Source organism: Hymenobacter tibetensis, from assembly GCF_022827545.1.
GTDB classification, from domain to species: Bacteria; Bacteroidota; Bacteroidia; order Cytophagales; family Hymenobacteraceae; genus Hymenobacter; species Hymenobacter tibetensis.
This window is the reverse complement of record NZ_CP094669.1, coordinates 665,980-680,776: the sequence shown is the minus strand read 5'-3', so window position 1 is coordinate 680,776 and position 14,797 is coordinate 665,980. Positions and strand designations below refer to the sequence as shown.

The 14,797-nt window shown below is 52.9% G+C and carries 10 protein-coding genes and 1 tRNA gene; 6 read left to right on the top strand and 5 right to left on the bottom strand.

Features of this window, described 5'->3' with window-relative positions; genetic code table 11:
* Window positions 1–52: 52 nt before the first annotated feature.
* Window positions 53–128, bottom strand: a tRNA-Lys gene (locus MTX78_RS02740).
* A 236-nt stretch (window positions 129–364) separates the two neighbouring features.
* Between MTX78_RS02740 and MTX78_RS02735 the strand changes: the two genes are divergently transcribed.
* Complete coding sequence (locus tag MTX78_RS02735) at window positions 365–1,417, top strand: quinone-dependent dihydroorotate dehydrogenase (RefSeq protein ID WP_243799697.1); 1,053 nt, start codon at window positions 365–367, stop codon at window positions 1,415–1,417.
* 108 nt (window positions 1,418–1,525) lie between these two features.
* Here MTX78_RS02735 and MTX78_RS02730 read toward each other — a convergent pair whose 3' ends face one another.
* Window positions 1,526–2,476, bottom strand: coding sequence for an acyloxyacyl hydrolase (locus MTX78_RS02730; protein WP_243799695.1), 951 nt, complete (start codon window positions 2,474–2,476; stop codon window positions 1,526–1,528).
* 366 nt (window positions 2,477–2,842) lie between these two features.
* Between MTX78_RS02730 and MTX78_RS02725 the strand changes: the two genes are divergently transcribed.
* The 5 genes from MTX78_RS02725 (at window position 2,843) to MTX78_RS02705 (ending at window position 6,833) form a co-directional block, all read left to right on the top strand.
* Window positions 2,843–3,589 (top strand): porin family protein, encoded by a 747-nt coding sequence (locus MTX78_RS02725; protein ID WP_243799693.1) that lies wholly within the window; start codon window positions 2,843–2,845, stop codon window positions 3,587–3,589.
* Window positions 3,590–3,742: 153 nt separating this feature from the next.
* Window positions 3,743–4,411 (top strand): porin family protein, encoded by a 669-nt coding sequence (locus MTX78_RS02720; protein WP_243799691.1) that lies wholly within the window; start codon window positions 3,743–3,745, stop codon window positions 4,409–4,411.
* A gap of 147 nt (window positions 4,412–4,558) precedes the next feature.
* Window positions 4,559–5,260 (top strand): porin family protein, encoded by a 702-nt coding sequence (locus MTX78_RS02715; RefSeq protein ID WP_243799689.1) that lies wholly within the window; start codon window positions 4,559–4,561, stop codon window positions 5,258–5,260.
* A gap of 129 nt (window positions 5,261–5,389) precedes the next feature.
* The gene (locus MTX78_RS02710) at window positions 5,390–5,980 is read left to right on the top strand and encodes a porin family protein (RefSeq protein WP_243799687.1); all 591 of its coding nucleotides are present in this window, start codon (window positions 5,390–5,392) and stop codon (window positions 5,978–5,980) included.
* Window positions 5,981–6,236: 256 nt separating this feature from the next.
* On the top strand, window positions 6,237–6,833 hold the full coding sequence (locus tag MTX78_RS02705) for a porin family protein (protein WP_243799685.1): 597 nt from the start codon (window positions 6,237–6,239) through the stop codon (window positions 6,831–6,833).
* 230 nt (window positions 6,834–7,063) lie between these two features.
* Here MTX78_RS02705 and MTX78_RS02700 read toward each other — a convergent pair whose 3' ends face one another.
* From MTX78_RS02700 to MTX78_RS02690, 3 genes are all read right to left on the bottom strand, one after another.
* Entirely contained in the window at window positions 7,064–8,431 is a 1,368-nt protein-coding gene (locus tag MTX78_RS02700) for a dipeptidase (protein WP_243799684.1), read from the bottom strand.
* Window positions 8,432–8,597: 166 nt separating this feature from the next.
* A complete protein-coding gene (gene plsY / locus MTX78_RS02695; protein ID WP_243799682.1) occupies window positions 8,598–9,239 on the bottom strand; it encodes a glycerol-3-phosphate 1-O-acyltransferase PlsY in 642 nt (213 codons plus the stop codon).
* Between the two features lie 124 nt (window positions 9,240–9,363).
* Window positions 9,364–14,790 (bottom strand): hypothetical protein, encoded by a 5,427-nt coding sequence (locus MTX78_RS02690; RefSeq protein ID WP_243799681.1) that lies wholly within the window; start codon window positions 14,788–14,790, stop codon window positions 9,364–9,366.
* Between the last annotated feature and the right edge of the window lie 7 nt (window positions 14,791–14,797).

Below are 14,797 nucleotides of genomic sequence, written 5' to 3'. Positions count from 1 at the left end.
TTGCGGCTGACTAGCAACAAAAAACCCTCCTCGCAGCTTGCAAGGAGGGTTTTGGTGATCCCGCTGGGATTCGAACCCAGGACCCATACATTAAAAGTGTATTGCTCTACCAGCTGAGCTACAGAATCAGTTTCCCTGTCCCAGATACCTATTTTCTGGAAGGGATGGCAAAAGTAGGAAACGCTTTTACAACCTCCAAATCTCAAGCACATATTAATTCAACATCACTCCCAAACTCTTAGACATAGTTCTCTCTGTCAGCCACCTATACATACAAATAAATCTATGCGGCAATAACTTTCTTGGGGTGCTATACTTCCAGAATAAGTAAGAGCTTTGCAATCTGGATACATTCGGGCCTGACATGTACAAAGCTTTTCTCAAACCGCTGTTTTTTAAGCTTGACGCCGAGCAAGCCCATCATCTGGTTTTCGATAACCTAAAGCGGGCCCACCGCCTGCCGGGTACGGCTGCATTGCTGCGCCAGCTCTACGACTTTCAACATCCAGATTTGGAACGGGAGGTATTTGGCTTGCGCTTCCGAAACCCAGTAGGGTTGGCGGCCGGCTTCGACAAGAACGCCGAGCTAACGGACGAGCTATCGGCATTGGGGTTTGGCTTTGTGGAAATAGGCACCGTCACGCCGCAGCCACAGCCTGGCAACCCACAGCCGCGGTTGTTCCGGCTACCGCAAGATGAGGCGCTAGTGAACCGTATGGGGTTCAACAACAGTGGTGCTGTTGCTGCTGCTATCCGCTTGCGCCAGCGCCGCAACCGAAACCTTATCATCGGGGGCAACATCGGGAAGAACAAGAACACTCCCAACGCCCAAGCGGCCGACGATTACGTGGCCTGCGTGGAAGCGCTGCACGAAGTGGTTGATTACTTCGTAGTGAACGTGTCGTCTCCGAACACCCCCAACCTGCGTGAATTACAGGAACGAGAGCCGCTTATCCAGCTACTCCAAGCCGTGCAGGAACGCAACGCGTCGCTGCCGGTGCCCCGCCCCTTGCTACTTAAGATTGCGCCCGATCTGACGGATTCCCAACTCGACGATATTCTGCTGATAGCACGGGAAACCAAGCTCAGCGGCCTCGTAGCGACTAACACAACCATCAGCCGCGCGGGTTTGCGTACGGGCGAGGCTCACGTAGCAGCCTTGGGAGCAGGTGGTCTTAGCGGTCGGCCATTGCGCCAGCGCGCCACCGAAGTGATTCGGTACCTGCACCGCCATTCTGGTGGTGCACTACCAATCATTGGGGTCGGTGGCATTCACTCTCCTGAAGATGCCCAGGAAAAGCTAGCTGCAGGAGCCTCACTGGTGCAGCTTTACAGCGGGTTCATCTACGAAGGCCCAGGGCTGGTGAAACGGATAAACCAAGGGGTGGCCAACGCCCTATCAGGGCGAGCCAGCTAGCTTACCCTAGAACGTATTGAGCTCAACGGCAATCAGCCGATGGCGCCCTGTATAAGTAGGTTTTCGGGAGGTGCTTCTCCGGTGTAGACAGATGTTGGTCTCGACTACCTATAATTTGAGACCCGCTTTGAACTCCAACACGTCGGCGGAACCGCGGTGTACTTTCAAGTCAATTGCCCCGAATAGGTTGTTGGTGAAGTGGTACTTCAAGCCAAGCCGCTCGTAATAGAAGTCGTTGGATTTGTAGGGATTGTAGAGGTAGAAACCTAGGTGCGTAACAAACGCTAGCTGTCCAAACAGCAACTCATGCCCTATGAGTACACCAGCTTTTTTTACGTCAGGCAGTTTTTCGCTGGTCCGGGCAGTATCACGGAGTTGCGCTACCAAGCTCCGGTCATAGAACCCTTCTGCTCCTATCAGCAAGTTGCTCTTGCGGCTCACTCGCCGCCCTCCCAGCACCGAAACGGATTGCACTAGGTACTTCTGCTTGTTAGCGGGGTTGAGCTGTTTGAAGCCCAGACTGGTGCTCAGGTTCAAGAAATTGCGTCCTAGGTCGGCGGGCAGGCCACTGGGGGAAGCCACCAAAGGCACAAATGGGCGCTGCTGGTGGTAATTGAAGCCTAGAAAAATAGTAGGTAAGTTGATGCCCAAATTTGGCTTGGTGGTCGCGCCATTGGAGTAATGGTTCAGCCCAAGGCCCAGCAGCACCCCAAGGTGCTCCGTCACCGCCACGTCATAGTCGAAGCGCATTTGGAGCGTGGCACTAATCCGCGAGCTGACAATACTGTTTTTATGGTTTGTATCCAGGTCGAACGGATTGGAGAAGTAGGCCAGTCCGGTACCCAAGCGGAAATTTAGCTCCTGCTGTGGCTTCCGAAACAGGCTTTTGCTGATATACACAGTGGCCGCATACGAGCGGTCTAAGACGGGGTTATGGTAGTTGTAGTATACTAGCGCCAGCCCAATACGTGGATAACGGTACCAAGCATGCCAGGGCTGTGAGCCATTGGTTTGCCGCTGCATATTTAGCTCCACTCCCGTTGGATGCGATACAGCCAAATGCTTGACGGAGGGAGTATGGGCCACAATAAAGCTCCCCTGTGCATAAGCACCCAGAATTACAGGGCCCGATGGTAGCGCTTGAGTTGGCGCCTGAGCCCAAGCCGGAACCCAGCGTAACAAGCTTAATGAAACGAAAAGAAAAACTGAATATCTTGAAAATAGCATACTACAAACTGAAGGCAACACAAAAATATGCATTGTGTTAACAGCCTGTGATGTAGCTCGACGTAAGATTATTTTTCTGTTTTTATGTAACAAAATAAGGAGTTTGTGCGATAGAAAGCCAGATGTGCGGCCCATCGGGGCCCTCTGGCCCAGAGCTGTGCTGTTGATTTGTGTTTGCTACCTCACCACCCCTTTTTCATGAAAAAGTTTCTCACTCTTACTGCAGCAGCAGCTGTTGCTTCTATTTCGTTCGCCCAAGCTCAGGATGCCGGCGGATTCCGCCTCGGCGTTAAAGTTGGTGGTACTTATTCCAACGTTTCTGGTGATGAAGTGACCCAGATCACCGGCGCAAACTACAGCTCCAAAATAGGAGACTATAAGATAGGCTACAATGCTGGTCTGAGCTTCTCTATTCCGCTGACCAGCGATGGTTTCTTCTCTTTTGCTCCCGAGTTGCTTTATAACCGCAAAGGCTATGAGATTGAAACAGAACAGAAATCAGGTTTGCCTGCGAACATCAAGTCAGTAGAGCAAGAGCAGAAGCGTGTGCTACATTACATAGATGTGCCCCTGCTCGCTAAAATCAACGCTGGCGGATTGTTTTTCGAGCTAGGACCACAGGTAAGCTATTTGTTCGGTTCAAAAAACAAATCGCAGACAACTACCAAATACACGGACAACACTAAAGACAAAGTGGATGCTGATGGCAGCTTCCTTGACTATTCAGGTGTCGCTCGTGGCGATTCATACAAGTCTGACTTGGCGCAGTTCGACATCAGCGGTGTAGCAGGTGTTGGTTATATGACCGAAGGTGGTATCAGCTTAGGCCTGCGTTATGCTCGGGGTTTCAACTCTTTGCTTGACACGAAAGACACCGACAACGAGCCCAAAGCATTCAACAATGCTTTCACGCTGCAACTCGGCTACCTGATTCCTACCAAGTAGTACTAACACAACCTTACGAAAAGGCCGCTCTTAAGGGAGCGGCCTTTTTTATTTGTTAAGTTTTTGTACACCTCATAAACTGCACAGTATGGGAATACGTAAGACAGCGTGGTTCCCGCACATCTGTCTTCCCCCTTTTATTTTCTCACTGTCATGAAAAAGACAACCCTCATTCTTGCCACTGCTTTTGCTGCTTTAGCAGCCGCTCCCGCTGCCCACGCTCAGGGTATCCGGTTGGGTGTGAAAGCAGGCGCCAACCTTTCCAATCTCTCCGGCGACCTTGTCAACGAAGACCGATTTGAAAATAAGATTGGCTTCCACGGTGGAGTAATGCTCAACATAGGTCTGCTTGACGACGGCTTTCTCTCGGTTCAACCAGAAGTGCTGTTTTCGCAGAAAGGATACACGTATGCTGATCAGGAATTCACTTTTGGAACCGTTAGAAGAAAAGACGACGGTAGCGTTACGTACAATTACATCGACGTGCCTGTACTGCTAAAAATTAAGGCAGGCAACGTGTATTTCGAAGCTGGACCACAGTATAGCTACCTACTGAAGGCCAAGAACGATTACAAGTCCACATCAAATGGTAACACTGTAATTGAATACAATAACACGATCAACCTCGACAACGTCAACCGCAACGAAATTGGCTACGCTGCCGGTTTAGGTTACCAGTCAGATGGTGGCTTGGTGCTGGGCTTGCGCTACAACGGCTCCTTCACAGATTTTGGGAAGGATGGCTACCAGGATGACGATACACGGAACGCCCGCAACTCGGTATTCCAGGCTTCGGTGGGCTATCTGCTAGGGAGCAAGTAACAATTAGCTAAAATTTTAAGAGCCTCATCTGGTTTGCAGATGAGGCTTTTTTTATGCCCTTTCCCAAGCTCAACAACACGCTTGGCACACTTTTAGATTTTGGCCGCTCATGTGCATCAAGTCTAACTACACTTTCTCTTCGCACTCATGAAAAAGACCTTTTTTACACTGGCCGCTTTGCTGACTTTATCTTCTGTTTCGGTTGTGCGGGCACAGGGCGTACGGCTGGGTTTGCGGGCCGGCGCCAACTACTCCAACTTGGCCGGCAACGTCAGGAACGAAACCACTTACAACAACAAAATTGGTTTTCTGGGCGGTGTACTGTTGAACGCCGACATTACCGGCGACGGCTTCTTCTCGATACAGCCGGAAATCCTGTATTCGCAGAAGGGCTTCGAGAACAAGCCTACAGAGTACACCAACACTATTCTGGGTATCGGGTACACCGATAAACGGGAAGGCAACGTCAACTACAATTACCTGGATGTGCCGGTGCTGCTGAAGATCAATGCCGGTGGCTTTGTGGTGGAAGCCGGACCACAGTACTCGTATCTGCTGAGTGCCAACAACGAAACCAAAGTTACCCGTACCCGCCAGCCCAACGGTACGCCGGAGGTTACGCAAGTACAAGACAAAAAAGACGTGAGCGGCCTTAATCGGAGCGAGCTAGGGTACGTGGCCGGCCTTGGCTACCAAGCCGACAACGGCGTAAGCTTGAACCTACGCTATACCGGTGCCCTCAGCGACTTTGTGAAGAGCGACAACGCCTCGTACTTCAACGGTGATTTGGCCAACGCCCGCCACTCTGCATTCCAGCTGTCGCTTGGTTACCTGATTCCGAATAAATAACTATCCTGAGCACTTCTGAAGCCTCTTTCCGTATTGGGAAGAGGCTTTTTGGTGGGCAATACAGAACCGTCATGGGTTTTCGTTATAGCTTCGCGCCTTTATTGCACGGCTTTTCACCGACTACTATTTATGAAGAAACTACTTTTCTCTTTCTCCTTGCTTCTTGGTTTAGCAGGCGCGGCTCAGGCACAAAGTGATGTATCCCTGGGGTTGAAAGCTGGTGGTACTCTCTCGTCTTTCGCTGGCAAGGAGGTAAATAACTACGAAAGTGTTTTTGGCTTTCATGGAGGTGCTTTCGCCAATATTGGGTTTACCAAGCTGTTCGCATTCCAGCCAGAACTCATCTACTCACAGAAAGGAGCAAAGATTAAGAATGCCTTTACCCAACGCTTAAGCTATCTAGATGTACCTCTGGCATTTCATGTCAATGCTGATGGTTTATTTTTTGAAGCTGGGCCGCAGGTTGGGTTCTTGTTAGCTGCTCAGAACAAAACTACTAACACTAGTATCGACTCTAAAGATGCTTATAACACTGTTGATTTTGGCTACTTGTTTGGCTTAGGTTATCAACGCAAAAGTGGTATTGGCATTGGGCTACGCTACAATGGCGGCATTACCAAAGTAGATAAGTCATACACAGTAGGAAACATCACATACCAAGACAATCTTCGTAACAGTGCTTTTCAGCTCTACCTTACCTATTCGTTCAACGGACGCTAGGCACGCCACATCCACTGCGTGGGCTTCTCTGTGCACAACAATAATTGAGTTGAATACTAGTTATTGAGCATATTCACTGGCACTATTTGTCCCCTGCGGCTATGCGGTTTCTTCCAGTTGATCTGTTATTATCAGCTGCTGTTGGTGGTATTCGCTTGGCTAGGCTCCAACAGGTGCGGCTTGGTGTAAGAAGGGCCTAGGTGGCCAGTGAGATTCCACTAATCAGCAACTTGTTACCGTGATTTATTCAACTAGGATGAAGACAAGCCAATTGCTTGCTGTATTGTTGTGCGCAACTAGTTCGGTTGGTGTCGCGCAGCAGGTGAAAATAGGCGCAAAGATGGGAGGCAACGTCTCAAATGGCGTTGGAGCCGACGTAAACGACAGTGCTATTCGGCTGGGCGGGCATGCGGGCGGTATGGTGCAGGTTGAGTTTACAAAGCACGTGGGCGTGCAAGCTGAGGCTCAATACTCGTTGAAAGGCGATAATTCTTTGATATACGGGCCAAGCATTATGCACCACCTCGCCTACCTCGATATCCCAGTGGTGGCTCAGTACACCTTGGACGACCTATTTGTGGAAGTAGGTCCGCGCTACAGTTGGTTGCTTTCTGCGAAGTCGAATGTGGAAGGGTTGGACAACGTGGGTAAGCAGCCGTTCAAGAGCCAACTCTATGGCTTTGCCCTCGGCTTCGGCTACCAAGACGAAACCGGCATTCAGGTTGGCTGGCGTTACAATGCAGACCTCATCTACTTGTATCGTGACATCAACTTTTCCGGAGACATTGTTCAAACGCGCATCCGAAACAGCACGATGCAGTTTTACTTGGGTGCCCTCATCAAGCCGAAGTAGTTTGGCCACGCGACCCTAGGCGACGGTGAGCTTGCCTAGAAAAGCAGTAAGCTCTTGTTCTACACGGGCCCTGCCAAACGTGTATGTGCCATAGGCAAAAGAGAAGCAGGTGCCAGCCAAAACCGAGTTGGCACCACTCACGCTAGCTCCTAGACCACTGCAAAAAGCAAAAGGGGTTCCACTATGGCGGAACCCCTTTTGCTTTTTTAGATGCATTACTACACACAGAACTACTTCTGCATGGCCGCCGCATAGTTGCGGTAGAAATGCGGAATGGTTTCAATGCCTTTCAGGAAGTTGAATACGCCATAGTGCTCGTTGGGCGAGTGGATAGCATCGGAATCCAAGCCGAAACCAAGCAGCACGGTGTCCAAGCCGAGTTCCGTTTTGAACATAGCCACGATAGGGATAGAACCGCCGCCGCGCGTAGGAATAGGGCGCTTGCCGAAGGTGGTTTCCATGGCATCGGCGGCGGCTCTGTAAGCCACCGAGTCGGTTGGCGTTACAACGGGCTCGCCACCGTGGTGAGGCGTTACTTTCACTTGCACGCCACTAGGCGCAATGCTTTCGAAATGCTGCTGGAAGAGGGCCGTTATTTCGTCGGAAGTCTGGTGGGGTACCAAGCGCATGGAAATCTTGGCGTAGGCCTTGGAGGCAATAACGGTTTTAGCGCCTTCGCCAGTGTAACCGCCCCAAATACCATTTACGTCGAGCGTAGGCCGGATGCTGGTGCGCTCCATTGTGGAGTAGCCTTTTTCGCCGTAGATGTTGGAGAGGCCAATGCTCTTTTTGAACTCCTCGTCTGAGTGCGGAGCTTTGGCCATTTCCGCCCGTTCTTCGGCGCTGAGCTCCGCTACGTTGTTGTAGAAGGCGGGAATGGTGATGTGATTGTTCTCGTCGTGCAGGCTAGCAATCATCTTGCATAGCACGTTGATGGGGTTCGGCACGGCACCGCCATAGAGGCCGGAGTGTAGGTCGCGGTTCGGGCCAGTCACTTCCACTTCATGGTAGCTCAAGCCACGCAAGCCCACTTCGATGCTAGGCGTATCGTTGGCCAAGATGCCGGTATCCGAAATCAGTATAACGTCAGCGGCCAGTTTCTCCTTGTTGGCTTTCACGAAGATGCCCAGGTTGTTGGAGCCGATTTCCTCTTCGCCTTCAAACATCACCTTCACGTTGCACGGCACCCCACCGTCTTCCTGCATCATCACCTCAAAGGCCTTGACGTGCATGTACACCTGGCCTTTGTCGTCGCAGGCACCCCGGGCGTAGATGTTGCCGTCTTTGATAACGGGCTCAAACGGCGGCGAATCCCACAGCTCATACGGGTCGGCGGGCTGCACGTCGTAGTGGCCGTATACGAGCACCGTAGGCAGGCTGGGGTCAATGATTTTGTCGGCGTAGACGATGGGGTTGCCGGCAGTTTCGCACAGTTCCACGTTTTCCAAGCCTACTTCCCGCAGGCGGTCGGCCAGGTAGTCGGCGGCTTTCCGCACATCGGCCTGAAACTTCGGGTCGGCGGAAACAGAGGGAATACAAAGCCAGTCGATTAGTTCGGTGAGGAAACGCTCTTGGTTGCTTGCGAGGTAAGAAGCCATGCGGGCAATGGGGTTAGTTGGGAATGCGAGAGTAAAGGTAGTATGGCTTCCATAAACACTGCTTTTCAGCCTTACTGTTCTCCAAGCATTACTGTAGTCTTATTCGAAACAAGCCGTCAGCAGATTATAAAACAGCAGTCTGCTCTTAGCTAGCTCATCTGTGCTTCTACTTCCGTTTCCAAGGCAGCGGCACGCGGCTTTCAGTGCCGGCCCGCAGCCGCCCGATATTGGCGCGGTGAGTATAGATGAGCAAAGCGGCCAAAATGAAACCGAACCACAGCAACAACGAGTTTTGCGGGCGAAAGGCAGGCAGCAGCTGTAGCAACGCGAAGGTGACACCGGCCGTCATAGAAGAGAGAGAAACGTACTGCGAAACGGCCAGCACCGCCAGAAACACCAGGATGCAGACGCCGACCGTGGCTGGGGCAATGGCTAGCATCATGCCCAGCACCGTAGCCACTCCTTTGCCGCCCCTGAACCCTGCGAATATCGGGTAAATGTGCCCCACGATAGCCAGGATGCCGCACGCTAACTGGAAATACAGCAGTTGCTCGGCTTGAATAGCCCCTTGGTTTAGCATCACCTGTGCAAGAGACGTGGCGGCCCAGCCCTTGAGCACATCTATTGCCATCACAAAGGAACCCGGCTTTTTCCCTAGCACCCGGAACGTGTTGGTGGCCCCGGCGTTGCCTGAGCCATGCTCCCGAATATCGAGGCCGAAGAAACGCTGGCCTACCCACAGGGCGGTAGGAATGGAGCCGAGTAAGTAGGCGGCCACAAGTAGGCCAAGGACGAGAGGTAGGTTCATTCGGGGCAGAGATGGGAGGGCAATACGCCAAAGATAGAAGTACGAGTAATATGCTGACTTCTGTTGCTACGTAGCTTTCCTTATAAAAGAAACGCCCCGATCAGTGACCGGGGCGTTGTCAATTTTAAGAATCACCGAAGGGGTCATCCTCTTTGGCTTTCTTTTTCTTCTCGTTTTCCTTGGCCTTTTTCCCTTCCTCCTTCTTTAGCTTTTCGGCTTCCTTAGCTTGGCGCTCTTCTTCCTTTTTGGCTTGCTTGGCGTCAACAGGGGGCTCGTCGGCAGGAATAGGATCGGCGGCGGCTGGCTCAGCCTTCTTCTTTTTGCTGGTGTCTTCAGCAGGCTCCGCAACTGGAGCAGCCTCTTCCTTTTTCTTCTTCTTGGTGTCGGCCGGAGCTGGAGCCGCAGCATCTCCACCGAATGCGTCAGCATCAGCAGCATCGGCGGCCAGCTCTTTCTTGCTCTTCTTTTTCTTGGCGTCAACAGGAGCGTCGTCGATTGGCATCCCGTCCGCATCGAAAGCTGGCTCGTTGCCTTTCTTCTTTTTCTTCTTGTTGGCGTCGGCATCTACCTCGAAGTTGTTGTCACCCGGCACGGCCGAAGAAACCACGATTTTCTTTTTGGGGTCAGCCTTCAAGTAGTCTTTGCGGAAGTGGGTCAGGAACTGCTGCACCTCCTGGTCGTCGCCGAGGTAGAAGCCGTATTGCGTGGCCGTGTTGTAGTCACCCTTGGCTTTGTAACCCACAATTTCGTCGAAGGAGCCGTGCTGCGCCTTTGCCAGCAACGCCGACCCAGAGTACTTGAGGTAGTACCACGTTTGCGGCTCCGCTTCCAGATACAGCTCTACCAAGTCGGCACCAGCCTCCTTGCGAATCTCGATGTGCCCATCAATCAGGGCATTGATATCCTTCTTGCCGATGCTCACCAAGCCAATCTTACCCACCGAATACCACGCGTTCAGCTTGTTGTTCCAACGCAGATCCACCTTGTTCAGCACAACGGTATGCAGGAACTTGGGCGAGAGTTTCTGCAACGGCTCATACTTACCCCGCCGCTCGGCATAGGTCTGCACGCCTTTGCTACCCATAAACTCACCGAGTTTGTAGAGTTCCTCTTGCGAGCCATTCAACGCCTCGGGTGCCCCCTTGGTGTTGGTAGTCATGTCGGTAGCCATGGCCTCTATGGCCTTCTCCGGCAAGTTGATGTCAAACGCCATGAAGGCGTCCAGCGCGTAAATGTTGCTATCAGGCTTGGCCGTGCCGACACCCGAAGCGGTGATACCATAGTCCTTGGTAGAGTTGATGAAGTTGAACTTGCCACGGAACTTCATAGCCGCCGTCGAATCATTGAAGGTCAGCACCGAACCCTCGTAGATGTTGGGGTCTGCTAGGTCGTGGTTGGCGATGGTGAACAGGCGCTTCTTGCTGTCAAAGGTGAGGTAGCCGTTGGTTGTGAACAGGTTCATATCCGTGGCAGTGGGTTTGCCAGCCACAAACAGCGGATACACCTTGCTGGTCGCATCCGAGACAAACAGGCCGGTCATCATCGGCAGACCTTCCTCGGTTTTGGGCTCTAGCAGTTTGATACGCACCGCTTTCGGGTCGATACTATCCTGCACCGCAAACCACTCTGCTGAGCTAGGCTTCTCGCTGAACTCCAGCCGAGCCTGTCCATCAAAAGTGAAGCCTCGCCGCTTGGAACTCATATTGATACCACCCCGGTACGCAATCCGCGGAGCCAAGTGGAACTTCTCGGTGGCTTGAATGCTAGCTACTGCTACCGTTGCTGGTGATAGTGGCGCATCGGCCGGGCGTTTCTTTAGCAAGCTTTTGCCACCTTTCGCTGCCTTTCCAGCCACCTGCCCCGTGCCCGTGGAATCCACTTGGAAGTTGGCAAACTTGATGGCAAACGAGTCGGCAGCGGCGTTTTTGTAGCTGTAGAGGGCATTACCCGTGAAGGCATTGCGCGACACCACCTGCACATCGCCCTTGTAGAGACTGTGGAATTTGGCCAGCGTGTCCATCACGATGTTGGCGTTCTTGAAACCGCGCATTTGCGCGTTGGCCAGCACGTACACCTTGTTGGAGTCAGGCTCAATCCATGCATCAGCCGCGGCAATGTGCGGAACTCCACCTGCTACTAAGCGGTAGCGGGCCAAATCGTATGTCCCGGTGGCAGCCCGGAACCGCAAGCCGTTCTGCTCGGGCTTGGTGGAATAGAAATACGACCGGGTGGAGTCGGCACCGGGTGCCACTTTCAGCTGTACGGTCTTTTTCTTGAAATCCCACTTACCCCCCGACAGCGTGGTGCGGTAGTCGGAATACGGCAGGTCGATACTGGATTTGTTGTCTCCTTCCTCACGCGAGAACGAAGCATTTGCCCCTTTCACGTCGAAGGCGAATTCCACGTTGTTGGCCGTCAGGGCAGGCTTGTTTACTTCCGCCGACTTAATGCTCAACGTCGATTTCTTACCGGAATAACTGGTTGGCTTGAACGCCATTTGGGTGGACCGGATAAATGACTGTGGTCCTTCCATCCGGCCGTCGCCGTAGAGGCCACCGGGCGTGAGCGTGGCGGTACCTTTGAAGCCGTATTGGTCGCCGTAGAATTTTAGTGGCTGTCCGTTCGGCTGGCTGCTCAGGTACATGGAATCCGACTTTACGGCCCATTTCATCTGGTAGCCAACCGGCAAGTTCACTTTCGCAAACTCAACCCCGTTGAGCGGCCCTGGCTGAACCACCCCCGATTTCCCCACCGTCACGACCGAGTCTCTATAAAAGACGAACTGGTCGCTTTGCAACGTGCTGGTCAGGTATTTCAAGTCTCCCACACCCTGGATACCCTGGTTGCTCATCTTCACTCTATTGAAGAGCCGGGCTTTGCCACCGTATACAGGCACACCTTCTTTGGGCAAGTCATAGACAAAGCCCAACGACCCGTCTTCCTGCAAGGCTAGCTTGGTTTTGAAGTCGGGCATGATACCGCCCGACACGAACGTGCCTTTGAAGCCTACTGCCGACCGGTTCTTGTTGTTGAGCGAGTCAAGTTTGAACGGCGGAATGTCGAAGTAAACCGTGGTATCGTAGGCACCGCCTAGCACCTCAGGCTTGTCGAAGTACACGTACGCACCGGTACTGGCGTCGAATGAAGGATAGGCGCCCAGCTTCTTGCGCCCCGACTTGTTGTTGGGGTGGTTGATGTAAAGCTTACCGGACGATTCCTTCTTCTTGTTGGTAAGGGTAAAGTCCGTGGCCTTGGCCTTCATCACCGACCCTTTCGAGCCTTTGCCTTTTACAATGATGGAGTCAATCTTCGCCAAGTCAATAAAGAACCCATCATAGTCGAACTTGAACTCTTTGCCTTTGAATACGAAGGCAGAGGCCACTACCGTACCGTTGAACAGAATGGTCCGGTTCTTCTGAATGTGAATGACGCTGGAGTCAGGCTTCACAAACACCGTCACCGAATCGTCGGAGAAGTTGAATCGGTCTACGCCTCGCACCAGCAGGTCGTTGGTAGCCAGGTTGAGCGTGGCGTTTTTACCGGCTGGCGAAAGGCTCTTGATGGCAATGTGGTCGTAGTCTTTCTTGCCTCTAGACGAGTTCACGTAGTGCAGCGCCTTGGGCCGTAGCGTAATTTGCTGGGTTTGGGGGTTCCAGTCCACGTACCCGTCGCGGGCCAAGCCCGCAACGGCCGACCGCACGTTGGCCGGCTGCAACTTGCGGAACGTAGCTACCTCCTGCACCGTGAAGCGGCGCGCGTTGTTGTTCTCGAGGCTGTAGCCCACTATCATCTGCAAGGGATGCAGCTTGTTGATGGCTTTGATCTGCTGGTAGCGGGTATTGGTGTAAAACTCTTTGCTTTCAAAGCCTGCGGTTACCTGGTTCTTGGCCGTGAGAATAGCAAAGTCGATGGTAGGGGTGCTGATGGGCCACGTCAGCAGTTCCGACGTGATTTCCATTTGGTGATAAGAGTCGAAGTAAGGCGTAGTTTTATAGAGGCCGTTTTCACGAGCTAGCTGCAGGATTTGGCGCTTCTTGGAAAACTTCAGTCTTACGCCAGGATGCGTGAGCGAATCCACCTTGTCTTCGAAGATGGTAATAGCGGCTCGCTCGGCAGTAATCAGCGAATCGCCGAGTACGTAGGCGCGGCTGGAAGCGCGAAACTTAGGTTTCCCATCCATGTCCACGTAAATGCGCGACAACGATCCGTCGAGCGAAGCAGACAACATCTTGGAGCCTGCCAACGAAAAGCCTCCGTAGTAGCGAATATTGTCGCCGATGTTTTTTATGCGCGCATCATTAGTGAGCGAGATAAAGCGCGGATAGCCTGAATCTGTAGAGCCTGGCTTCTTCTTTATGCTTTTATACGCCAACGCCCCTTTGATGGGAGCTTCCAGCACAGCCGGATAGGTAAGCATTACAGGCTCAGCCGTAAACTCCGCCTTGTTGAGGTCGAAATCATAGCTATTCAGGTCGGCAGTGGCAGGTGAGGCATTCACTTGCCACACGTACTGCCCTCCGTATCCCACAAACTTGTTGGTAAGAGGCACTACGGCGCCGCTAGTTTTCCGAATAGTGACGGAATCGGAATTGGCCGAAATAGTTAAGTCAGCGTCCTTGAGCACAAGTACGGGCCCACGCGTTGGGGGCGCCATATAGCTATCGTAGTAAGGAGCCGGTGTGTAGACGGCCGCAGGCTCTGGTTCTGGTTGAGCAGCACCGTTGGCGGGAGCAGCTTTGGCAGGCGCTTTCTTGACCGGTGTGCTCCAACCATCGTTGCTGTCGCCCCAGCCGCTGCCGCCGCTCCAAAGGTCGGCGGTGTCCCAGCCGTCGCTGCTCTTCTTCTTAGCCGCGGCTTTGGGTTTAGCTGCTGGCTTAGCGCCGGGCTTGGTTGCTGCAGGAGCAGCAACCGGCTCGGGGGTGGGCGCCACTACCGGCGCGGCAGCGGGAGCCAAGCTCGGCATATCCTGCTCGTTGTAAGCAAACGAGAAGGTACCACCCGATACCCGCAGCTTGTTGTAGCGGGAGCTGTAGAGCACCTTGTTTTCTAGGAACTGCGTGGTAACCGTTATGAACTTAGCGGCTTCCGGACCAGGAATATTGCGCACCGTTTTGCTCAGCACATCCAGCAAACCGTCCATCTGCTGATCCGACATATTTTGCACTGTAGCACCAGCCACCAGCCCCGAGAACATCGACTCGAAGTGAGGCCGCGGCCTGAAACCCAGCGCCAGCATCTGCTGCGACAAAGCCACGACTTTGCCTTGCTGTGTTGCCGTCAGCTTGTTGCTAGCCCACAGCTGTTGCAGCCGAACACCGGAACTGATGGCGGCCGCATTTTTGGTGGTGGCCATCATCAATTGTACGTCCTGCATGAACTGAGCAGGGTCAGAGGCAAGTTTGCCCGAGAATTTGGGTGCAGCCGTAGCCGCAGCCGCAGCCGGATTGGCGGGCTGCGCTTTAGTTGGTTGGGGCTTATTTTGCTGGGCCAGGACCGGGGCACTCACCCCTAACAGCACCAAGCAAAGCCATTGGAGAATAGCTTGCTTCATAGATAAT